The sequence below is a fragment of the Marinomonas polaris DSM 16579 genome (assembly GCF_900129155.1).
GTDB lineage: Bacteria > Pseudomonadota > Gammaproteobacteria > Pseudomonadales > Marinomonadaceae > Marinomonas > Marinomonas polaris.
Genome location: NZ_FQVF01000010.1, coordinates 106,029 through 127,926 on the forward strand (window position 1 = coordinate 106,029; position 21,898 = coordinate 127,926).

Here is a 21,898-nt window from a genome sequence, read left to right on the forward strand (position 1 = left end):
TATGTCTGATAAATTTGATGTTGTTGTAATTGGTGGCGGCCCTGGCGGCTATGTAGCCGCTATCCGAGCTGCTCAGTTAGGTTTGAAAACAGCCTGTATCGAAAAATGGTTAGACAAAGATAGCAAGCCTCGCCTTGGCGGAACTTGTTTGAACGTTGGCTGTATTCCTTCTAAAGCGTTGTTAGATTCTTCACAAAAATACCATGATGCAAAAGACGCTTTTGGCGTTCATGGTATTAGTATGAAAGATGTCGCTATGAATGTTGATACTATGGTTGATCGTAAAGACAAAATCGTAGATCAATTGACAAGTGGCATCACAGGCCTTTTCAAAGCAAATGGCGTAACTAGCTTTGAAGGTTTCGGTAAAGTTCTAGCGAACAAAAAAGTAGAATTTACTGCGCATGACGGTACTGTGACTGTTATTGAAACTGAAAACGTTATTCTAGCAACGGGTTCTGTGCCAGTTAACATTCCACCGGCTCCTCGTACTGGCGATATTATCGTTGATAACGAAGGTGCTCTTGATTTCCGCGCTGTACCAAAACGTCTTGGCGTTATCGGTGCAGGTGTAATCGGTCTAGAACTTGGTTCTGTATGGGCTCGTCTAGGTTCTGAAGTTGTTGTGCTTGAAGCGCAAGACTCTTTCCTAAGCCTTTGTGACCAAGACCTTGCTAAAGAAGCAGCTAAAATCTTCAAGAAACAACATCTTGATATTCGTCTTGGCGCTCGCGTTACTGGTAGCCAAATCAATGGTGAAGAAGTTGAAGTAACTTACCTTGATGCTAAAGGCGAAGAGCAGAAGCAGACATTTGACAAGTTAATTGTTGCTGTTGGTCGTAAACCATTCACTCAAGGTTGTTTCTCTGAAGACTCTGGTGTGAAATTGGACGAGCGTGGTTTTGTCTTTGTTGATGAGCAATGCCGTACTTCTGTTCCAGGCGTATACGCGATTGGTGACATCGTTCGTGGTCCAATGTTGGCTCACAAAGCATCAGAAGAAGGTGTGATGGTTGCGGATATTATCGCTGGCCATAAAGCACAAATGAATTATGACTGTATTCCATCTGTTATTTATACTCATCCAGAACTAGCTTGGGTCGGTAAAAATGAGCAAGAGCTAAAAGCAGAAGGTGTTAAGTTTAAAGTGGGTAAATTCCCATTTGCAGCGTCTGGTCGTGCTATGGCGGCTAATGACACTGATGGTTTCGTTAAAATGATTGCTTGTGAAGAAACTGACCGTATCTTAGGTTGCCATATTATTGGTGGTCATGCGGCTGATTTGATCGCACAAGCGGTTATTGCAATGGAATTCGGTTCTACAGCAGAAGATATTGCTTTGACTGTATTTGCTCACCCAACAGTAAGTGAAGCAGTTCATGAAGCAGCGCTAGCGGTAGATAACCACGCGATTCATATCGCAAACCGTAAAAAGCGTTAATAAATTAGATTTGCCGGCTTCGAGCCGGCAATTTCTGTCTTAGCGGGCAGAGCTTATGTCAATCATTCAGATGAGCGGAAGAATCAAATGAACTTACATGAATATCAGGCTAAACAGCTTTTTGCTGAATACGGCCTGCCAGTATCTACAGGATACGCAGTAGACACGCCTGAAGCGGCAGTTGAAGCAGCGAAAAAAATTGGTGGTGACAAGTGGGTTGTTAAAGCTCAGGTTCACGCTGGTGGTCGCGGTAAAGCGGGCGGTGTAAAGCTTGTTGATTCTTATGAAGAAGTTGCAGCGTTTACACAAAACTGGATAGGCAAAAACCTCGTTACTTATCAAACAGATGCAAAGGGTCAGCCTGTTACTAAGATTCTTGTTGAATCATGCACTGACATTGCAAACGAATTGTACCTAGGTGCAGTAGTTGACCGTTCTACTCGTCGCGTTGTTTTCATGGCGTCTACAGAAGGCGGTGTTGAAATTGAGAAAGTTGCTGAAGAAACTCCAGAACTTATTCACAAAGCGATCATTGATCCTTTAGTTGGCGCTCAGCCTTACCAAGCTCGTGAATTGGCATTTAAATTGGGTCTTAACCCAACTCAAATCAAGCAGTTCACTAAAGTTTTCCTTGGTTTGTCTCAAATGTTCCACGACTACGATTTCGCACTTCTTGAAATCAACCCTCTTGTTATCACAGAAGAAGGTAACCTTCATTGTCTAGATGGCAAGATTGGCATCGACAGCAACGCTGTGTACCGTCAGAAGAAAATGCAAGAGTTCCACGATCCATCTCAAGAAGATGAGCGTGAAGCACATGCAGCTAAATGGGAACTTAACTACGTAGCTCTAGACGGTAACGTTGGCTGCATGGTAAACGGTGCCGGCCTAGCAATGGGTACTATGGATATCGTTAACCTACACGGTGGCAAACCTGCTAACTTCCTAGACGTAGGCGGCGGTGCGACTAAAGAGCGTGTTGCTGAAGCATTCAAAATCATCCTTTCTGACAGCAATGTTAAAGCGGTATTGGTTAACATCTTCGGTGGTATCGTTCGTTGCGATATGATCGCTGAAGGTATTATCGGTGCTGTTGAACAAGTAGGTGTTAACGTGCCTGTTGTTGTTCGTCTTGAAGGTACTAACGCAGAGAAAGGCCGTGAAGTTCTAGCAAATTCTGGTCTAGACATCATCGCTGCAACAAGTCTAAAAGACGCTGCTGAACAAGTTGTTAAAGCTGCGGAGGGCAAATAATAATGTCTGTTTTAATAAACAAAGATACTAAAGTAATCTGTCAAGGTTTCACTGGCGGACAAGGTACGTTCCACTCTGAGCAAGCAATTGCTTACGGAACGAAAATGGTCGGCGGTGTTACTCCTGGTAAAGGTGGTCAAACTCACCTAGGTCTACCCGTTTTTAACACAGTTAAAGAAGCTGTTGAACAAACAGGTGCAGAAGCGTCTGTTATCTACGTTCCAGCTCCTTTCTGCAAAGATTCTATCCTTGAAGCAGCTAATTCTGGTATTAAACTAATCGTTTGTATCACTGAAGGCGTTCCGACTCTTGACATGCTTGACTGTAAAGTTAAATGTGACGAGCTAGGCGTACGTCTAATCGGCCCTAACTGCCCAGGTGTTATCACACCAGGTGAATGTAAGATCGGTATCATGCCTGGTCATATTCATATGCCGGGTAAAGTAGGTATAGTATCTCGTTCTGGTACGTTGACTTATGAAGCTGTTAAGCAAACTACTGATGCTGGCTTCGGTCAATCTACTTGCGTAGGTATCGGTGGAGACCCAATCCCTGGTACTAACTTCATCGACGTATTGGAAATGTTCCAAAACGATCCACAAACTGAAGCGATTGTTATGATCGGTGAAATTGGTGGTACTGCTGAAGAAGAAGCGGCTGCTTACATCAAAGCAAACGTGACTAAGCCTGTTGTTTCTTACATTGCTGGTGTTACAGCACCTGCTGGTAAGCGTATGGGTCACGCTGGCGCGATCATTTCTGGCGGTAAAGGAACAGCTGACGAGAAATTCGCAGCTCTTCAAGACGCTGGTGTTAAAACTGTTCGCTCTCTAGCGGACATCGGTACTGCACTTAAAGAAATCACTGGCTGGTAAGCTAGTATTTTAAAGTGTTACTGATTATAAAATCCCTGCTTCGGCGGGGATTTTTTTGCTTTGTAGGTACGTAAGTAGGTGTCAAAAATGAAGTGTCCTTTTTGTTTGACTGATAATGGTTGTGCACTCGATGATAGCCAGACTTGTTGGTGTTTTAATGTCACAGTGCCTGACGATATGGTGGCGCTTATTCCATCACAACAAAAAGGTAGCGTTTGTGTTTGTCTGCAATGTATTGAGTTTTATAGCACCGATAAACTAGGCTTCTTAAAAGCATTTAGCTTTGATTAAAATGCTCTCTATTTTTTGAGATGATTTGTCGCGAGCACATTAGTATCTTGTTATGTGTTTTAACAACAATAAAAAAGGAATGAGGTGATGAGTGAAGCGTTAAAAAACTCTATTTATGACATTACTGTGATTGGTGCGGGTATTGTTGGGCTTTCGACGGCGTGGCAGTTGCTTCAGCGCTATCCTAAATATCGTATTTTACTGGTTGAAAAAGAATCCGAAGTAGGGTTGCATCAAACAGGGCACAATTCTGGAGTGATACATGCGGGTGTGTATTATGCGCCAGGTAGTCTTAAGGCTGACTTTTGTCAGCGTGGCGCTAAAGCGACTAAGGCTTTTTGTCTCCAGCATGATATTGAGTTCGACGAATGTGGTAAGTTATTGGTTGCGACGAATGCGCTTGAAGAAGAGCGTATGGAGGCCTTGTACTTACGTTGTCAGGATAATGGCTTGGAAGTGCATAAGTTAGATCAAGCTCAGCTAAAAGAGCGTGAGCCGAATGTGAAGGGTGTTGCTGCCTTGTTTGTTCCTTCCACCGGGATTGTTAGTTATCGGAAAATTTGTCAAAAGCTAGCTGAGCTATTTGTACAAAAAGGCGGAGAGTTACGTTTAAGTACTGAGGTGATGAATTTAGATGAAAGCCATGAGCGTGTTGCGATTACACTGAATAACGATGTTGTCCATACTTCTTATCTTGTGAGCTGTGGTGGCCTTATGGCTGATCGTTTAACTAAAATGCTGAATATTCCAACCGATTTTCAGATCATTCCTTTTCGTGGTGAGTATTTTCAATTACCGGCGAAACATAATCAGATTGTTAATCATCTAATTTATCCGATTCCTGATCCAGATTTACCATTTTTAGGTGTGCATCTTACTCGAATGATTGATGGCTCAGTGACGGTTGGCCCTAATGCTGTGCAGGGATGGAAGCGAGAAGGGTACGGTCGAATCAATATTGATTTGCGTGATATTTTCGATATGGTGCGTTTTCCAGGTTTTTGGAAGTTATTAAAGAGTCATTGGCGAACTGGGTTGGTAGAGACCAAAAATTCTTGGTATAAGCCCGGCTATTTAGCTCAAGTCCGAAAGTATTGTGATCTTGTTTCCTTAGATGACCTGCAAGCTTATCCTGCTGGAATTCGAGCGCAAGCTGTTTTGAATGACGGTAGTTTGGTGCATGACTTTCTATTTGCTCAAAGTGCTCGGACATTGCATGTCTGTAATGCGCCTTCACCAGCAGCTACCAGTGCGTTTCCTATAGGCACTTATATTATCGATAAACTCGATGAGCAAATCTCGCCTGTTTAGTACGAAAGCATTGTGAAATAAAGGTGGCTTAGTTTGTGCTTTGTAAGTGTTTCGATATAGAGTGGTAGGTAATCGTAACAATCACTGATAAGGAATAAGTATGACTGGTTTAAAGAAAAATCTAGGCTTTACTCATTTGGCGCGAGGCATTGCAGCTGCGCTGCTTATTACTCAAGTGACAGCGTGTGGTACTTTGCTTTATCCAGAGCGTCGCGGTCAAACAAATGGTCAAATCGATGTGGGTGTTGCTGCATTAGATGCTATTGGCCTGTTGTTTTTCTTTGTCCCTGGTGTTGTGGCGTTTGGTGTCGATTTCATTACAGGCGCTATTTATCTGCCAGGCGGTGGCATGGCGAGCTTGACAGAGGATGAGTTGAATTCGATCAAGAATAGTCCAGATTCAATAGATGTTGAGAAGTTTAAAACTGTGATGGCACAGCGTAATGATATTAAATTGCCAGAAGGTACTTATACAGATCAATTGAATGTGGTGGCTATGTCGTCTACTCAGTCTCTTAAAACAGCAATGAGTATGTCTAACGAACGAGTAGCTTTTGCTCAATAGTATGAATTCAGGTTTAGATCTTAAAACTAAAAGATGGATTCTTTAGCTTTAAGATCTAGCACTATTTGATTGCATAGGCTTTATAAACAGCTTTTTGCATGGTCACGATATCTTGGTGGTGTTGTAGTGTTATCAGTTTGGCTTTTGTTTTAAAAATACCTTCCCAAATATTATCAGCGATGCTGATGGATTCCCCCTGTATTTGTATTATCAGCATAACATCGTGCTTCCGAACGAGAGCGGATATTTCACTTGGTGAAAATACGGTTACGCCGTGAACTTGAGTACGATTATTCCAAGGCTCATCGTCAATAAACGCGATAATCTCAATAGGTTGTTCGGCGTATTTGTTGTTGTCGAGTAGGGACTTCGACAAGGAAAAGCACAGATAATCTATTCCAATAAAAATAACCTTTTTGGGCATGGCTTTACGTCGGAAAAATTGCCTAAAAAAATGAGTTAGTTGAATCATCTCTAATTAAACCGTCTTGGTATAGCGCTGCTTTGGTCTACCACCGGTTTTGTAATCTAGTGTCATACTTACTTGGCCTTGGGCTTCTAAGTACTCAAGATAGCGTCTGGCGGTAATGCGGCTAAGATTGATTGCTTCACCTATGTCTTCTGCAGTGAATGGACTGTCATCGTTTATGGTTTCTAGATATTGGGTGAGTTTATCTAAGGTGTTTTCATCAATACCTTTTGGTGTTTTTCGGCTACCGGCGAGCGTCGCGCTTTTTCTAAATAAGGCATCTATGTCTTGCTGATCAATTTTATCGTTTTTGGTAAGGCGTTTTTTAAAGTCTAAATAATCGTCAAGGGCCTGTAACACACGAGACATTCGAATGGGTTTTACAAGGTAATCCATCACGCCAAGCTGAATAGCTTTTTCGATAGTAGTAGTTTCTCTTTCCGCCGTGGTCATTATGAAAGCGGCTTTGATGCCTTTGCTTTTTAATGATTGTACTAGATCAATGCCGCTACCATCAGGTAGGGAAATATCGACCATAATGAGTTCGGGGTCAAAAGCCTCTGCTTTTAACTCTGCTTCTAGCTGGCTTTCGCAAGCGGCGACGACATAAAAATCTGTATGTTGATTGATGGTGTTTTCTAATACGTAGCTAGCACGTAGATCATCTTCCACTATCATGACCGGAATGCGATTCATCTTGTTAGCGCTCGTTTGTCTAAGTAAATACTAAACACAGTGGTATTAATCTCACTGCGTTCCCAATCAAGGCTGCCGTGATATTGATCGACAACTTTTTTGACCAAATAAAGCCCAATACCATGCTGTTCAGTGTTGTGTTTGCTGCTCACACCAAAGTCTAATATTCGACTTTCTAGTTTCTCATCTACGCCAGCACCGCTGTCTTCGATTTGAATCATAATGTGGGCATTTCGGTCACTAATATACAGTTTAACAAAAGGTGGTGTAAGTAATCTGTTGGACCAAGCGGCTAGCAAGGCATTGTCTATTAAGTTTCCTACTAGTGTAACCAATGCTTCATTGGTTTTTGAGGGGTATCGACCAAGCTGGCAATCACTTTCGATCAGCATATCGACTTTTAAGTCCTTGGCCTTATTGTGCTTGGCGAAAATTAGTCCTGCCACAGCACTGTTTTCAATAGTTTTAATAATACGTCTTAGTACGATTTGATCGCCGTCACTTTCTTGCTGAAGAAACTCGATGGCATCATCATAGCGTTCTGCTTGTAACATGCCGGAAAGTACATTTAAGTGATTGGAATATTCGTGAGTTTTAGCGCGTAATAAGTCGGCATAGTTTTTTGTTGCTGTTAGTTCTTGTTCTAGTGATTTTTCCCCATGATCTGGGAAAAATACAATGACGTAACCTACTTCGCCCTTTTTTCCTTTAATAGGGTACAGGGTTGCAATGAATTCTAGCTTACCTAAATTAAATCGGTTTTGTGTTATTTGTCCTTTGGCTTCTAATGCAAAGTGAGAAAGGCTTTGTGATTGTTCGCTCAATGGTTTGCTTACAACTTGTGTTGCACTAAGCACATTCATTGTTAGCCATTCAATTGCCATGCTGTTGATAGCGGTGATGTTTTGCTCATGGTCGATAGCAACAATACCATCACGAATGCTATCTAAAATTAACTCATGTTCCTTAAATTTCTGAACTATTTCTTCTGGTTCTAAGCTCAAAAAAGTTCGTTTGAGTTTAAGAATCAAAAAGCCGGCAATAACAACACCAAGAAGATAAACAAAGCCGACTAATAGTCCCGCTTCTTGTAAATGTTTAAAAATTAGTTCACTGGTGGGTTGGGATAGATAGCCTATGCTAATAGCACCAATGATTTGGCCATTTTTTCGTATGGCGACTGAATTCCGAATGGCTTTCCCTAGCGTACCCACTGCGACTTTTGTGTAATCTTTACCTTGGTTAAGCGCTTGGTAAATATCATCACCAACAAAGTGTTTACCGACTCTTTCTGGTTCTGGGTGGCTTAAGCGAATGGAGTCTTTATTAACAACAACAATATAAGAGGCATCGGTTTGGGCGCGAAGCATTTCTATATAGACTTCGATATCACTTGCCTTACCTTGATTGCTTAATTCGACGGCCTGAATCACTCTTTCATTGTGTGCAATCACGTGACCCAGCTCTAGACCTCGTTGGCTAATGCCATCTAGATAGGTTTTTTGCAGAGAATAGCCTAGCACCACACCAACCGCTAACACAATAATGGTAATAGTCGAAATTGTGATTAAGGCGAGGTAAGACTTGAGTGTCATATGCGCTTCATTACTAATGAAAAAATAAGAGTCGCGATTATACAACATACAGAGGAAGTGCTAAACAAAAGGGAAAAGCCATAATGGACTTTTCCCTTTTGTTTGATAATTGACCGTAATATAACCCGTCTTTTGGGTTAAGCGATCGCTTGAACCACTAGGGTCGCAAGAATTAGCATGAAAGCGCCGCCAATTCGAGAAGAGATTTGCGCAAAAGGCATTAGCTCCATGCGTTTGCTTGCCGCAAGAACCGCTACGTCGCCCGTACCACCCATGTTTGCCATGCAAAGACCACCAGTGATAGCTGCTTCGATAGGGTAGAAGCCCATTAACCAGCCAATCAAACCAGCGCCAAACACGGCACCAAGCACTGTGATTAACACAAGCAAGAAGTACATAGGAGACAAGGCGTCAAGAATTTGGTTTAGATCTGTATAAGCAACACCAATACCGACTAACAATGCAGGTGTTAAGTTACCAACAACAAATTTATACCAAGAGAACGCAGCTTGCTCTAATGCTTTTGGCATGATGCCAGACACTTTGATGATCGCGATAGATAGGATCATTAGTGCATAGGTGTGCATGCTGATGTAATTGGATAGCAAGGTACCAAGGAAATACATGCTTACCGCAAGTAAAGCGCCAACACCTAGTGTTGTGATGTTCAGCGGTGAGGTTTTTTGATCTTCTTCCGCGATAGATTTTTGACCGCGAATTAGCTGTCCGTTGCCAGTAAGACTTGGTGCTACTTGACCAAGTTTGTGTAGCAAACCGGCCATAACAATGGCAATAGCATTACCAATAGCTAGCGCTGGAACCATTTGAGACATCAAAGCTTCAGAGCTCATGCCTGTTTTACCTGACATGATTTCAACAAGAGGCACAGCACCTGCGCCCATACCGCCACCCATAATAGGCAGAGCAATCAGCATTACTGAATCGTAGAAGTCTTTACTAACCAGCATACCAACTAGACCAGTAAATATGCAGGCAAAAAAAGCAGAACCAAGGATAACTGGGATGTATTTTAACGCTGCTTTTTTAAGCGTTTGAGTATCCATACCGAATATAGAACCGGTAACCAAACTAGCAACATAAAAAGATAAAAAGCCACCGCTCTTCATGAAGGTAGTTATATTATTTTCTGCGCTGGATGGGAAAAGGCCGCTATGAAATAGGTAGGCAGAACCAAAAATAACCACGATGGCACCACCACCGAAAAATTGGTTAATAATCGGTGTTCTGTCCCCAACGTAATTAAGGATAAAACCAACAATAACCATAATACCTAAAGCACCTATCATTCCGCCTGGCATCATGCCTGCAAAGGTGGCTAATAAAATAGTGATGGCGGCAATAGCTAATATGATTTTACTGGTACGTTGGTCTTGCGGCGTCATGACATCATTAGTGATCATTATAAACTCTCTTTTTTTTTTGCTTGTTTTGATTATTCGCCGCAGTCTACCAACCTTCGTTATAAGCGGAAGTTACTTTTCCTTTAATGAAACTAAAAACTAGTTTTGAAACTTTTGTAATGATGATGTTGGTGTCATTTTGCACAATTAGCTGTTTGTTTTGTCATGATCGGGTTGATGATAAATAATTAAAACGCCGTTATTCGTGGAGGAAAAACGGCGTAAAATATCTAAGAAATGTGTGTTTAGGTAGGGACTTTATGTCTAATTTAATGGACGCTATGTTTTTGGCTATAGTATTGAATCCAAATGGTCATGTTACCAGCGGCCATTGGTTTGGCAATAAAGTATCCTTGCCCGCACAGGCAGCCTATATCAATAAGTGCTTGTTCGTGTTCCAGTGATTCAACGCCTTCAGCAATGAGCTTGTAGTTGAAGGCTTTACTTAGCGCGACAATGCACGCGACGATAGCGCGATCTTCAGGATCGGATAAAATATTTTGAATAAAACTTCTGTCAATTTTTAAGGTGTTTAGTGGTAGCTGTTTCAAATAATTAAGAGATGAATACCCTGTACCAAAGTCGTCTAGCGCAACATGAATTCCTAATTTACAACACGCTTTTACGACCTCAACAGCATTGAGAATATCAGAGATTGAAACGGTCTCTAGTATTTCAATTTCCAGTAAGTTAGGGTTGAAGTTAGGTATGCTTTTGAGTAGTTGGTCTAGTCGCTGCACAAAATCTTTGCTCAGCAGATGAGCTGGTGCAATGTTGACGCTAATGACTAAATCATTTTTTTGCCAAATATTGTGTTGACGTAGTGCTTCTTGTAACACCCATTCGCCAATTAAAACCCCTGTGCTTGGGTGTTCCAGTACTTCAGTGAAATCTACAGGGTAAAGAAATCCCATCGTAGGATGGTTCCAACGAATCAACGCTTCAACCCCAATTATTTTATGGTTCACCATGTCTATCTGAGGTTGGTAATGGAGTTCAAACTCATGGCGTACAATGCCTCGCTCGGCAGCTTGTAACATAGCGCGTCGAGCATATTGACGGCTTTCTTCCTCTGGATCAAAAAAAATAATGTTATTGCGCCCCATGTTTTTTGCTTGATACATGGTTTGATCGGCCCTACGCAAAATAGTATCAGCATCCAATCCGTCATTACTTACTAAGGCAACGCCAATGCTGGCGGATACTTGAACCTGACAGTCGAATTTAGCTAGTTCAATTGGGGTGTTGATTAATTCAATGAGTCTATTGAGGAAACCTGAACATTCTTTTTCGCTTGATACATCACGTAATAGAAGGACAAACTCATCACCACCTATTCGAGCAAGTATGTCATTCTTTCGGGCTACTTGCTTAAGTCTATTAGCAATTGTAACTAATACATAGTCACCTATATCATGACCATAGTTGTCATTCACTGGTTTGAAGTTATCTAAATCAAGAAATGCGACCGCGGCAGCGTCTTCATTGATTACAATTTGCTGCAAGTTTTCAAGCAGTAAAGGGCGACTTGCTAACCCTGTTAAATTATCGTAATGAGCCATGTCATGGAGCTTTTTTTCTAACTCAGCTCGGTGGATGGAGCTTGTTATGGCTCGTATCAGTTGGGTGCTTTGTAGTTGATTTTTGAGTAAATAATCACTGGCGCCGAGTCGCATAGCCTCCGCAGCAACTTCTTCGTCACCTAGCCCCGTTACCATAATTACAGCACAGTGGCTTTCCATTATTGTGCGTATGTTATTGAGTAGGGTGAGTCCAGAATTTAGCCCCAAGCGATAGTCAACGATGACACAGTCGTAATCGTTATTACTTAGAAAATCCATAGAGTCTTCTACAGAAGAGGCTTCTGAAATGCTGGTTTCTATATCGGATTTAGATAGCATCCTGCGTATGCGTTCACGGTCTACATCATCGTCATCAACGATAAGTAATTTTAGGGTGTGATCGTCATTAGCTTTTAACACTTCCATGATTATTTCTCCGTTCAGCTATTTAGCTATTCAGCTCGACAGCATTTCTGTAGGCAACCAGTAAGTTCGATAGTTTCGCAAATTGTGGCCCAACGGCTGATTTCACCATGTATCCTGCCACGTTATTTTCATAGGCTCGAGAACGGTCGTTGTCATCATTTGATGTGGTGAGAATGAAAATAACCGTATCCTTTAGACTTGGGTTGTCACGAACGTACTCTAAAAATTCGAAACCGTTCATTACGGGCATATTTAAGTCTAGTAGAACTAAAAAAGGAGGTTTTAAAATTCTTGTTGGGTGCTTGTTTTCGAGTATTTCAATTGCTATGTTGCCATGTTCAGCAAAAACCAAATTTATATCCGGTGCTACTTTTCTTAGGCCGCGAGTGATGGATTCAGCTGCCACATCGTCATCTTCAACGATGAGTACGCTTAGCTCTTTAATCATGAGTGTCTTTCCTTAAAAATCGAGGCCACCAAACGTGAAAAGTAACGCCTCGTTGATGTTTATTTGCTTCAACGCTGATGCGTCCGCCATAGGTTTCTACCAAGCGACGGCTTACTGAAAGGCCAATGCCAGTACCACTGCGTTCACTGGATGTGACTGTTTGGAATAAACGGAAAATACGTGTGAAAGCCGCTTCCGGAATACCAGGTCCATCATCGCAAATAGTAAAATGACAAAAGTTATTCTCAGCTTTACAAGTAATATCAATCGTTCCTATTTCTTTGTCATGATGCTTAATAGCGTTACTGATGAGATTGCGCATAACAGTTTCAAGAGGAGTCCATACGGAGGTAAAGTTTTCTAGTTGAATATCCCTCGATATAGTGATTCCTTCAGGTATTACTATTAGTTCAGATATATTGTCTAGAAGAGTGCTTACGTGAATCTCTTGTGTGCTAGCGTCTACTTTTCCTGCTCTGGCGTAGGTTAATAAATTGTCAATCAATTGCTCCATGCGTTGGATGCGAACCTCAATTCTGCTGAGGTTTCTAGTCACATCAGGTAGCGCTTCAGGCCCAAGATCTTCTTTAACCCATTCAAGTAAATCCGCGATGCCACGAAGAGGAGAGCGTAAGTCATGAGAGGCGACGTAAGTAAATTCTTCCAAATTTGTGTTGGTTTCACGAAGTTCCAGTTCCATGCGTTTTCTTGGCGTAATATCTAATAAGGAAACAAGTACCATGTCATTTCCTTCCTCATCTTCAAAGGGACTGAGTCCAATTTCTACTGGGAACTCACGGCCATCTTTATGTAGTGCGGTAAGGTCTCGACCCACTCCCATCATTCTGGGTGTTGGGCTTTGATGAAAAGAATGACGCAAATGATCATGATGTTTGCGATAGCGCTGGGGGAGGAGTATGTCCATCGACTGGCCTATCAATTCTTCTGAGGTATAGCCAAAAGACTCACAAAGAGCACTATTTGTTAGGTGAATAATCCCATTGGAATCAACTACTAAAACACCGTGAGGTGCATCCTGTATTGATCTCTTGAGCATATTGCTTGCGCGTTGTCTTGTTGTTAGGTCAATTAATGTCGCCAAGACAAAGGTTTTTCCCTCTTGCTGTATCGGATTTAAGCCAATTTCTATTGGAATATGTTCACCATTTTTTTTCCGTGCATAAAGGGCTTGTCCGACTCCCATTTGACGTTTACGGGGTTGACTAAAGAATTGCATCATGAGCTTTTTGTGGTTAGCCTGAAATTCGATAGGGAGTAAAAAATCAATATCTTCCCCTAATAGGTCTTCTGATGAATAACCTAGTATTTCGGAGAGTGTGTCATTGACGAACAAAATTCTAGCATCAGTACTGACCACCATCGCGCCCATGGGTAAGCAAGTAACTAACTGTTGCAAAAAAACATTACCTTGCAACGTATTGTCACTTACAGGATTTATGTTTTCTGTTGTGCTGTTACTCATTCTTTAATCCAGATATAAATATATTTAATATGTTAGTCTAGGAATGGTAAAGCAGCAATTGACCAAATAATTAGATTTGTTAACAAAAGTATCTATTACAATGTGATGATGCGAATTGTTTGGTAAGAAAAGGTGGGGTTCCCTTATTAAACCTTAATTTCAGATAATAAGGGATAATTGAAATAACAATATTGAATATTAGCTGCAGGGTAGCTGTACAGGATTGGTGCTAAATAGGTACCCATCAAAATTTGGATCTTGATGTTCAGATAATAACATTAGTGTATCTTTAACGTTTTCTAAATGCCTCCACATTGCCATGCGTGCAATATCAGGCTTCTTTTGTTGTATCGCAAGAAGTATATTTTCATGGTCAACTAACCATTTTTTTCTATAAGCTTGATCTGTAATGTGTGAATGCAGTTGTTTCCACATAGGACTATTTTCACGCCGTTCCCATAAGTTTTCAACGAGATCGACCAATACGCTGTTTTGCGTTGCTTCGGCAATAGCCAAATGAAACAGTTTGTCGGCAGCATGATTTTGATCAGCCGTATCAATGTTTTGTTTTTCGAGCTCCAAAGCATCACGCATTTTGATGATGTCTTTTTTTGTTGCTTGGGTGGCTGCAAATTCCGCTACGTGACTTTCCAGCAACTGCCTTGCTTGCATCATTTCAAAAGGGCCAACATCATCGTTGTCTAGAGATTCTTCAAACTTGTCAGATGATTTAATGTTAGTAGGCTGCTTTAGAAGATAAATGCCACTGCCTTTGCGGACTTCGACAATCTCCATTAGCTCAAGCATGATTAATGCTTCACGAAGCAAGGTTCTGCTCACGCCTAATTGCTCGGCAATATCGCGTTCGGGAGGTAAACGGTCTCCTACCTTATATTGGCCTTGCCTAAGTTCCTCGTATAACTTAAGTCCCACCTCTTGGTATAGGCGCTTTGGTTTTACAAGAGTATTTATCATAGCTTTCTACTTTATTTAGCCAATTCAATGAAAAGATTAGATATAGATGTGTTAAAAAAAGAAACATTCAAATAATGAGCGACTCTTATTTACCGCTACAGCAGTAGCACTAAGATAAGAGTCGCTTGATTTAACTTATTTGTCGAGTGCTTTTATTGCCTTAACATAAGGAGCAATAACAGGGTTTTGCTCTGCTTCCTGAAACATTGGAGCAACTGCTTTGATGAAAGGGTCTTTATCAACATCAATGATCTCTACGCCCATTTTAGTTGCTTTTTTCAACTCTTCTTCTGTGTATTCACCCCAAATCTTTTTCATATAAGCGGTAGCATCTTTACCAGCAGCTAATATGGCAGCTTTGTTTTTATCTGATAGTTTTTCCCAGGTTTTAGTGCTGATTACTAGCACATCAGGAATCATCGCATGGCCATCACGAGTATAATATTTAGCCACTTCACCATGACGATAAGTCGTTACTGCGCCAATGTTGTTTTCTGCACCATCAACAACGCGCTGTTGTAGAGCAGTATACAATTCACCAAATGGTAGTGGCGTAGGAGAAGCACCCATCAGCTCCATCATTTTGATCGCGCTTGGGCTTGGTTGAACACGTATTTTCATGCCTTTCAAATCTGCAGGAGAGTGTACAGGCTTAGATGTGTAAAAATTACGCGAGCCAGCATCAAAATAAGCGACACCAATAAAGCCATATTCTGCAGAAGAACTTAAAATTTTCTGCCCAACATCTTCACTCGCTAGTGCGCGATAGAAATGTTCGCGATCTCTAAAGATATAAGGGATATTGAAAGCGCCATAAGCAGGATCAAATGATTCAAGCTCACTGGCATTTGACTTAGCCATATCTAGCGCGCCGCTTTGCAACAATTCTAAAGACTCGCGTTGAGTGCCTAGTTGGCCATTTGGATAGACGCGTACTTTTAAATCCCCATCAGTTTTTTCTTGTACTTCATCCGCAAAGAATTTGAGTGCTTTGTGAACTGGAGACTTTGTGTCGCCATTATGACTCAGCTTTAGCGTTTCAGCGAAACTCATTGATGAAGCGCCCATCAAGCTACCTAAGAGTAGTGCAGAGGCAACATGCAGCTTAGTTTTTTTAATATTTAACATTTTCGAAATCTCCGTTTTTGTATTTTTATATTATTTTCACGTTTTCGGATAAGCAAAGAGTGCAAGGTGTTTCGTTATGAGTTTGCATAATTGCACGCATATTAATTTTGGTCAACCAATCTAATTAAGTTAGTTGACCAAAATTAATGTTTGGTTCAATATGTCGTCGATTGGTGAAAGCTATTGTGGGCTTTTTATCCCTTCTGGAGGTGGTAAATGACGAAATTTATTTATGTGGTTGACCGCATATTATCTACATTTTGCGTCACTTTGATGGTGACTCTTGTGGCGTGCGTGGTTTGGCAAGTTTTCTCTCGTTATGTTTTAGGTGCACCCAGCACTTCAACAGATGAATTAGCTAGATTCCTATTCATTTGGGTTGGTTTGTTAGGCGCTGCATTTACTTTAGGTAAGAAAAAACATCTGGCGATGGACTTTATGTTATTGGCATTAGAAGGGCGAAAAAAAGCCATTCTGCAAATGGTAATTACTCTAATAGGCCTATTTTTTGCCATTGTCATAATGGTGTTTGGTGGCGGTTCATTAGTAATGAAAACATTGAGTAATGGGCAGCTTTCTCCAGTTTTAGGTCTAGAAATGGGCTGGGTTTATGCCGCAATTCCGATAAGCGGAGCCTGTATGATTCTCTATTTATTACGCGATCTTTTGGCTCCAACGCAAGATTAAAATTCTCTACATGCTAGACGGTAGCGTCTATTCGTTACCTTATTTAGTGATTTAAAAATTCTAATAATAAGGATAAAAAACGTGGAATGGTTAGTTGCACTCGTTCTATTCGGTAGTTTTTTCACAATGTTGGTACTTGGTGTACCGATTTCCTTTTCCATCGCGATTTCCTCGTTGTTATCCATCATGGTATCGCTGCCTTTTGATGCTTCACTTTCTGTCGTTTCACAAAAGCTTGCCTCAGGAATGGATAGTTTTACGTTGTTAGCTATTCCGTTTTTCATATTGGCGGGAAATATCATGAATCGAGGCGGTTTAGCCCTACGACTTATTGAATTTTCCAAGCTGCTTGCTGGGCGTTTACCGGGCTCTTTAGGGCACGTCAACGTCATTGCAAACATGCTTTTTGGGTCAATCTCTGGTTCTGCAGTTGCTGCTGCCGCGGCGGTTGGTGGCACTATGGCGCCGTTGCAGAAAAAGAGCGGCTACGACCCTGTTTTTTCAACTGCAGTAAACATTACTTCTAGTCCTGCTGGTTTGTTGATCCCACCCAGTAATGCTCTGATTGTCTATTCTCTTATTTCTGGTGGCACTTCTGTTAGCGCTTTGTTTCTAGGTGGCTATTTGCCTGGTCTATTGATGGGCGCCTGTGTCATGTTGGCTGTTGCTGTGGTCGCTAAGAAGAAAAACTACCCAGTATCTGACAGGATTTCTCTAGGAGAGGCGTGTAAAGTTACCTTTAGAGCCTTACCTAGCTTGGGGCTTATTGTTGTCATCATGGGCGGTATTATTGGTGGCGTATTTACTGCGACAGAAGCATCGGCCATTGCCGTTGTGTACTCCTTGTTGCTGGCGCTTATTTATCGCGAAGTGGGTCTTAAGGATATGCCGAGTATTATTCTTGGCTCCATCATGACCGCTTCCATGATTATGTTGTTGATTGGTGCGTCTATGTCGATGGCATGGGCAATGGCAAATGCAGATATTCCTTATGCTGTGAGTGATGCGTTACTCGCCTTGTCTGATAACCCAATTATCATCTTGTTGATTATTAACTTAATTCTGCTTGTTGTCGGTATCTTCATGGATATGACGCCTGCATTGTTAATCTTCACGCCTATTTTTCTACCTATTGCGTTAGAGCTTGGTATCGATCCTGTTCACTTCGGCATCATCATTACGTTCAATTTATGTATTGGTATTTGTACTCCTCCTGTAGGCAGCGCGTTGTTTGTCGGCTGTTCTGTGAGCGGTGTGAAAATCGACCAAGTGATTAAGCCATTATTGCCTATTTTTGGTTTGTTGGTATTGGCGTTATTGGCGGTAACTTTCATTCCAGAAATTAGCCTGTTTTTACCTTCGCTTTTACTTGGATACTAGTTTAGAAGCTTGCAGATTTTAACGATATTTGGAGATAGATATTTATGAAGCCGATCAAAAATTGGAAGCTTCTTGGCGCTGAAGACAACCGTGTCAACATTGAATGTGATGGCCGTCATGTTTTGCATTTTTTCGTTTTAGAATCCAACGTGATTCGTGTATTGCTAAAAAAGAACGGTAAGTTACAACTCGAAAATAGCTGGTGTATTTCCCCTAATGACAGTCTTAATGGCAGTGAAATGGGTTGGGAGGGCCGCGACCGGATGAGTACTGAAGGGTTTACTTGCCCAGATTTTACCGTCGCAGAACAAGATGGCCAGCTAAGCATCTCCACATCATCGCTACGAGTCACTTTATCGAAACCATTGAAGCTGACATGGGAATACGCCGACGCTGCTGGTGAATGGCATTACCTTGCTGCAGATCGTCACAGTGGCGCTTATATGTTGGGTGTTCAAAGTAACGACATTCACCATTATATGGCGCGTGATTTGTCTGAAAAGTATTACGGATTGGGAGAGAAAACCGGTGACCTAAACCGTCATGGCTCTCGCTACCAAATGCGTAATATCGATGCCATGGGTTACGATGCTAAAAATACCGATCCACTGTACAAGCATATTCCTTTTTACATAACCAAAACTGAGCAAGCGAGTTTCGGGGTTTTCTACGATAACTTGTCAACCAGTTGGTTTGATTTGGGTAACGAGCTAGACAACTATCATGGTTACTACCGTAGCTATCATGCTGATGAAGGGGATCTAGATTTTTACTTCATGTACGGTGAAAAAGTCGTTGATGTGACTAAAACCTACGTGAATCTAACGGGCCGAACTATCTTTGGACCGAAATGGAGCCTTGGCTACAGCGGTTCTACCATGCTTTATACGGATGCTGAGAATGCTCAAGAGCAGCTTGGTGACTTTATTAAGCACTGCGAAAATCACAGCATGCCTTGTGATTCTTTCCAGCTTTCTTCTGGTTATACCTCGATTGGTAATAAGCGTTATGTCTTTAACTGGAACACCAGTAAGGTGCCAAATCCACTTAAATTGAGCGCAGACTTTCATCAGGCTGGCCTTAAATTAGCGGCTAACATCAAGCCTTGTTTGTTGCAAGATCACCCACGATTCGAAGAAGTGGCGTCGCAGAATTTATTTATTCAAGACTCTGAGTTTGATGCGCCTGAATCTTCTCAGTTTTGGGATGATTCTGGCTCACATTTGGATTTCACTAATCCGAATACTATCCAATGGTGGAAAAAGAATGTCACTGAACAATTGCTTGAAAAGGGCATTGATTCCACTTGGAATGACAACAACGAATACGAAGTCTGGGACAGTAATGCTCGCTGTTTTGGCTTTGGTAAGCAGACGCCGATTAAGCTAATTCGTCCATTGCAACCATTGTTAATGATGCGTGCTTCTTATGAAGCCCAAACCGAATTCGCACCTAACTTGCGACCATATTTGATCTCTCGTTCTGGTTGCCCTGGTATGCAGCGTTATGTGCAAACATGGAGTGGCGATAACCGTACAAGCTGGCAAACTTTGCGTTACAACACACGCATGGGTGTTGGCATGAGTCTTTCCGGTTTGTACAACCTTGGTCACGACGTAGGTGGCTTCTCGGGCGATCGTCCAGATCCAGAATTGTTCGTGCGTTGGGTTCAAAACGGTGTCATGCATCCTCGCTTTACTATCCACTCTTGGAACGATGATAAAACGGTTAACGAGCCTTGGATGTACCCAGAAGTAACGCCGATCATTCGTGAAGCCATGACGTTGCGATACCGTTTGATGCCTTACTTATACGATCTACTTTGGCAAGCGCATAAACATCATGAACCTATGTTGCGTCCGACCTTTTTGGACCACGAGGCCGATGCTCGTACCTACGAAGAAAGCGATGACTTTTTGCTAGGTAAAGACCTATTGGTGGCGTCTGTGGTGGAGCAAGGTCAACGAACTCGCTCTGTGTATTTACCTGACAATGGTGATGGTTGGTATGACTTCCACCGTAAGACTTGGTATGCCGGCGGACAAGACATTTCCTTGCCAGCCGCTCTAGAAGAGATTCCTTTGCTTGCACGTGCTGGCAGTGTGATTACTACCAGTAATCGCATTGCTCACGTGGATGCAGAAAAAGACACCCAACGTCAGTTGCTTGTTTTCCCATTTAAAGGAGCAGGGCAGCGTGACTTATCCGTGTTTGATGACGATGGGCTTTCAACTGGCTATTTAGATGGCAAGTATCTGTTGCTGAACATAACGTTGAAATCTGATCTTGAACGAATTGATCTCAATATTTCACGAGAAGGTGAATGGCAACCAGCTTACAAAGAGATGAGCTTTGTCTTGCCAGAAAATGAGCAACGTCCTTTCTATGTCAATGGTAAGCAAATAGAGCGTTCTCAAGCTGTCGCTCTTAGTAGCCTTATATGAGCCGAGGAAATGACATGAAAAACTTTATGACAGAAGATTTTTTACTAACAACGGAAACGGCGAAGCGCTTGTACCATGAATACGCATCTGATCAGCCAATATATGACTACCATTGCCATTTAAGCCCTCAAGAAATCGCCGAAAATCGTCGCTTTACCGACCTTGGTGAAATCTGGCTGGAAGGAGATCATTATAAGTGGCGCGCTATGCGTGCCGCGGGTATTGAAGAGCGTTTGATCACTGGCGATGCGAGCTTCAAAGAAAAATACCAAGCATGGTCGAATACCGTGCCTCAGTGTATTGGTAACCCAATTTACCATTGGACACACTTAGAATTGCGTCGTCCTTTTGGTATTACGGATGTGTTGTTTTCACCTAAAACGGCCGATGCCATTTGGGATCAATGCAATGAAATGTTGCAGCAACCTGAGTTTTCCGCACGCGGCATCATGCAGCAAATGAATGTGAAAATGGTCGGCACCACAGACGATCCTGCCGATAGCCTCGAACATCATAAGTTTATTGCCAATGATAGCAGTTTTGATATTGCTGTTACGCCAAGTTGGCGCCCTGATCGTGCTTTTAAAGTCGATCATGTTGGCTTCAACGATTACTTAAATAAACTCGGTAAAGCGGCAGATAAAAACATTGAGCGCTTTAGTGATTTGATTGATGCCTTGGCCCAACGTCTTGAAGTGTTCGATGCTCATGGCTGTCGCAGTGCCGACCATGGCATTGAAATCATGCGTTTTGCTAGTGAACCAAGCGAAACGGAATTGGACGCTATTTTATCGAAGCGTATTAATGAGCAGCCTTTAACTGAGCTTGAAATCGCGCAATTTTCCAGTGCGGTTCAAGTATGGCTAGGTAAGCAATACGCCAAAAAAGGTTGGGTGATGCAGCTTCACATTGGCGCGCGTCGTAATAACTCTTCCAGAATGTTCAAACTGATTGGTGGTGATTCTGGTTTTGACTCCATGGATGATCGTGCCTTTGCGGAACCTTTGTCGGGTTTCTTGAATGCCTTGGATCAAAGTGACGAGCTACCGAAAACTATCCTTTATTGCTTAAACCCAATGCATAACGAAATGTTGGCAACCATGGCGGGTAACTTCCAAGGTGGTGGCGTGGCTGGCAAGGTGCAATTCGGTTCAGGCTGGTGGTTCAACGATCAATTAGATGGCATGCAGCGCCAACTAACCAGCGTGGCGCAAATGGGCTTGTTAAGCCAATTTGTCGGCATGTTAACGGATTCACGTAGCTTCTTATCTTACACCCGTCATGAATATTTCCGCCGTTTGTTGTGCGAGATGATTGGTGGTTGGGTTGAACGAGGCGAAGCGCCAGCAGACATGGCGTTATTGGGCGAGATGGTAAAAGGGATTTGTTCGGAAAATGCCAAGAAGTACTTTGGTTTTTAAGGTACTGGTCTCTAAAAACATAAGGA

The 21,898-nt window shown here is 42.1% G+C and carries 19 protein-coding genes; 10 read left to right on the forward strand and 9 right to left on the reverse strand.

Annotated features, from left to right (window positions below):
• Nucleotide 1 precedes the first annotated feature (1 nt).
• The 6 genes from lpdA (at nt 2) to BUA59_RS12220 (ending at nt 5,737) form a co-directional block, all read left to right on the forward strand.
• Nucleotides 2–1,441 (forward strand): dihydrolipoyl dehydrogenase, encoded by a 1,440-nt coding sequence (gene lpdA / locus BUA59_RS12195; RefSeq protein ID WP_072839979.1) that lies wholly within the window; start codon nt 2–4, stop codon nt 1,439–1,441.
• Nucleotides 1,442–1,528: 87 nt separating this feature from the next.
• Nucleotides 1,529–2,695, forward strand: coding sequence for an ADP-forming succinate--CoA ligase subunit beta (gene sucC / locus BUA59_RS12200; protein ID WP_072839980.1), 1,167 nt, complete (start codon nt 1,529–1,531; stop codon nt 2,693–2,695).
• A gap of 2 nt (nt 2,696–2,697) precedes the next feature.
• Nucleotides 2,698–3,570 carry a succinate--CoA ligase subunit alpha gene (gene sucD, locus BUA59_RS12205; RefSeq protein ID WP_072839981.1) on the forward strand — a complete coding sequence of 291 codons (873 nt, stop codon included), beginning with the start codon at nt 2,698–2,700 and terminating at the stop codon, nt 3,568–3,570.
• A gap of 87 nt (nt 3,571–3,657) precedes the next feature.
• Entirely contained in the window at nt 3,658–3,861 is a 204-nt protein-coding gene (locus tag BUA59_RS12210) for a cysteine-rich CWC family protein (protein WP_072839982.1), read from the forward strand.
• An 87-nt stretch (nt 3,862–3,948) separates the two neighbouring features.
• On the forward strand, nt 3,949–5,172 hold the full coding sequence (gene lhgO, locus BUA59_RS12215) for an L-2-hydroxyglutarate oxidase (RefSeq protein WP_175550771.1): 1,224 nt from the start codon (nt 3,949–3,951) through the stop codon (nt 5,170–5,172).
• Nucleotides 5,173–5,272: 100 nt separating this feature from the next.
• Nucleotides 5,273–5,737, forward strand: coding sequence for a hypothetical protein (locus BUA59_RS12220; protein WP_072839983.1), 465 nt, complete (start codon nt 5,273–5,275; stop codon nt 5,735–5,737).
• A gap of 61 nt (nt 5,738–5,798) precedes the next feature.
• On the opposite strand, the gene BUA59_RS12225 is transcribed toward BUA59_RS12220, so the two are convergent.
• The 9 genes from BUA59_RS12225 to BUA59_RS12265 all read right to left on the reverse strand — a co-directional run bounded on the left by BUA59_RS12225 (nt 5,799) and on the right by BUA59_RS12265 (nt 15,940).
• Complete coding sequence (locus tag BUA59_RS12225) at nt 5,799–6,161, reverse strand: nucleoside-diphosphate sugar epimerase/dehydratase (RefSeq protein ID WP_245813143.1); 363 nt, start codon at nt 6,159–6,161, stop codon at nt 5,799–5,801.
• A 54-nt stretch (nt 6,162–6,215) separates the two neighbouring features.
• Nucleotides 6,216–6,902, reverse strand: a complete 687-nt coding sequence (locus BUA59_RS12230) for a response regulator (RefSeq protein ID WP_084122395.1) — start codon at nt 6,900–6,902, stop codon at nt 6,216–6,218.
• Entirely contained in the window at nt 6,899–8,497 is a 1,599-nt protein-coding gene (locus tag BUA59_RS12235; RefSeq protein ID WP_072840049.1) for an ATP-binding protein, read from the reverse strand. Before BUA59_RS12235 ends, BUA59_RS12230 begins: the two co-directional genes overlap by 4 nt.
• A gap of 137 nt (nt 8,498–8,634) precedes the next feature.
• The gene (locus tag BUA59_RS12240; protein WP_084122397.1) at nt 8,635–9,918 is read right to left on the reverse strand and encodes a 2-hydroxycarboxylate transporter family protein; all 1,284 of its coding nucleotides are present in this window, start codon (nt 9,916–9,918) and stop codon (nt 8,635–8,637) included.
• 269 nt (nt 9,919–10,187) lie between these two features.
• Nucleotides 10,188–11,906, reverse strand: coding sequence for a GGDEF domain-containing response regulator (locus tag BUA59_RS12245; protein WP_072839985.1), 1,719 nt, complete (start codon nt 11,904–11,906; stop codon nt 10,188–10,190).
• Nucleotides 11,907–11,928: 22 nt separating this feature from the next.
• Nucleotides 11,929–12,354 (reverse strand): response regulator, encoded by a 426-nt coding sequence (locus BUA59_RS12250; RefSeq protein WP_072839986.1) that lies wholly within the window; start codon nt 12,352–12,354, stop codon nt 11,929–11,931.
• Nucleotides 12,347–13,837 (reverse strand): sensor histidine kinase, encoded by a 1,491-nt coding sequence (locus tag BUA59_RS12255; RefSeq protein ID WP_072839987.1) that lies wholly within the window; start codon nt 13,835–13,837, stop codon nt 12,347–12,349. Before BUA59_RS12255 ends, BUA59_RS12250 begins: the two co-directional genes overlap by 8 nt.
• A gap of 198 nt (nt 13,838–14,035) precedes the next feature.
• Nucleotides 14,036–14,812, reverse strand: coding sequence for an FCD domain-containing protein (locus BUA59_RS12260; protein WP_072839988.1), 777 nt, complete (start codon nt 14,810–14,812; stop codon nt 14,036–14,038).
• Nucleotides 14,813–14,947: 135 nt separating this feature from the next.
• Nucleotides 14,948–15,940 (reverse strand): TRAP transporter substrate-binding protein, encoded by a 993-nt coding sequence (locus BUA59_RS12265; RefSeq protein ID WP_072839989.1) that lies wholly within the window; start codon nt 15,938–15,940, stop codon nt 14,948–14,950.
• 216 nt (nt 15,941–16,156) lie between these two features.
• Between BUA59_RS12265 and BUA59_RS12270 the strand changes: the two genes are divergently transcribed.
• From BUA59_RS12270 to uxaC, 4 genes are all read left to right on the forward strand, one after another.
• Entirely contained in the window at nt 16,157–16,627 is a 471-nt protein-coding gene (locus BUA59_RS12270) for a TRAP transporter small permease (protein WP_072839990.1), read from the forward strand.
• Between the two features lie 81 nt (nt 16,628–16,708).
• The gene (locus BUA59_RS12275; protein WP_072839991.1) at nt 16,709–18,007 is read left to right on the forward strand and encodes a TRAP transporter large permease; all 1,299 of its coding nucleotides are present in this window, start codon (nt 16,709–16,711) and stop codon (nt 18,005–18,007) included.
• A 44-nt stretch (nt 18,008–18,051) separates the two neighbouring features.
• Complete coding sequence (locus tag BUA59_RS12280; RefSeq protein WP_072839992.1) at nt 18,052–20,451, forward strand: glycoside hydrolase family 31 protein; 2,400 nt, start codon at nt 18,052–18,054, stop codon at nt 20,449–20,451.
• A gap of 14 nt (nt 20,452–20,465) precedes the next feature.
• On the forward strand, nt 20,466–21,872 hold the full coding sequence (uxaC, locus tag BUA59_RS12285) for a glucuronate isomerase (protein ID WP_072839993.1): 1,407 nt from the start codon (nt 20,466–20,468) through the stop codon (nt 21,870–21,872).
• Nucleotides 21,873–21,898 lie beyond the last annotated feature (26 nt).

Excerpts from the sequence above, each read along its gene's own strand:
- lpdA (WP_072839979.1), top strand. The coding sequence starts at position 2 with ATGTCTGATAAATTTGATGTTGTTGTAATTGGTGGCGGCCCTGGCGGC.
- sucC (WP_072839980.1), top strand. The coding sequence starts at position 1,529 with ATGAACTTACATGAATATCAGGCTAAACAGCTTTTTGCTGAATACGGC.
- sucD (WP_072839981.1), top strand. The coding sequence starts at position 2,698 with ATGTCTGTTTTAATAAACAAAGATACTAAAGTAATCTGTCAAGGTTTC.
- BUA59_RS12210 (WP_072839982.1), top strand. The coding sequence starts at position 3,658 with ATGAAGTGTCCTTTTTGTTTGACTGATAATGGTTGTGCACTCGATGAT.
- lhgO (WP_175550771.1), top strand. The coding sequence starts at position 3,949 with ATGAGTGAAGCGTTAAAAAACTCTATTTATGACATTACTGTGATTGGT.
- BUA59_RS12220 (WP_072839983.1), top strand. The coding sequence starts at position 5,273 with ATGACTGGTTTAAAGAAAAATCTAGGCTTTACTCATTTGGCGCGAGGC.
- BUA59_RS12225 (WP_245813143.1), bottom strand. The coding sequence starts at position 6,161 with ATGCCCAAAAAGGTTATTTTTATTGGAATAGATTATCTGTGCTTTTCC.
- BUA59_RS12230 (WP_084122395.1), bottom strand. The coding sequence starts at position 6,902 with ATGAATCGCATTCCGGTCATGATAGTGGAAGATGATCTACGTGCTAGC.
- BUA59_RS12235 (WP_072840049.1), bottom strand. The coding sequence starts at position 8,497 with ATGACACTCAAGTCTTACCTCGCCTTAATCACAATTTCGACTATTACC.
- BUA59_RS12240 (WP_084122397.1), bottom strand. The coding sequence starts at position 9,918 with ATGATCACTAATGATGTCATGACGCCGCAAGACCAACGTACCAGTAAA.
- BUA59_RS12245 (WP_072839985.1), bottom strand. The coding sequence starts at position 11,906 with ATGGAAGTGTTAAAAGCTAATGACGATCACACCCTAAAATTACTTATC.
- BUA59_RS12250 (WP_072839986.1), bottom strand. The coding sequence starts at position 12,354 with ATGATTAAAGAGCTAAGCGTACTCATCGTTGAAGATGACGATGTGGCA.
- BUA59_RS12255 (WP_072839987.1), bottom strand. The coding sequence starts at position 13,837 with ATGAGTAACAGCACAACAGAAAACATAAATCCTGTAAGTGACAATACG.
- BUA59_RS12260 (WP_072839988.1), bottom strand. The coding sequence starts at position 14,812 with ATGATAAATACTCTTGTAAAACCAAAGCGCCTATACCAAGAGGTGGGA.
- BUA59_RS12265 (WP_072839989.1), bottom strand. The coding sequence starts at position 15,940 with ATGTTAAATATTAAAAAAACTAAGCTGCATGTTGCCTCTGCACTACTC.
- BUA59_RS12270 (WP_072839990.1), top strand. The coding sequence starts at position 16,157 with ATGACGAAATTTATTTATGTGGTTGACCGCATATTATCTACATTTTGC.
- BUA59_RS12280 (WP_072839992.1), top strand. The coding sequence starts at position 18,052 with ATGAAGCCGATCAAAAATTGGAAGCTTCTTGGCGCTGAAGACAACCGT.
- uxaC (WP_072839993.1), top strand. The coding sequence starts at position 20,466 with ATGAAAAACTTTATGACAGAAGATTTTTTACTAACAACGGAAACGGCG.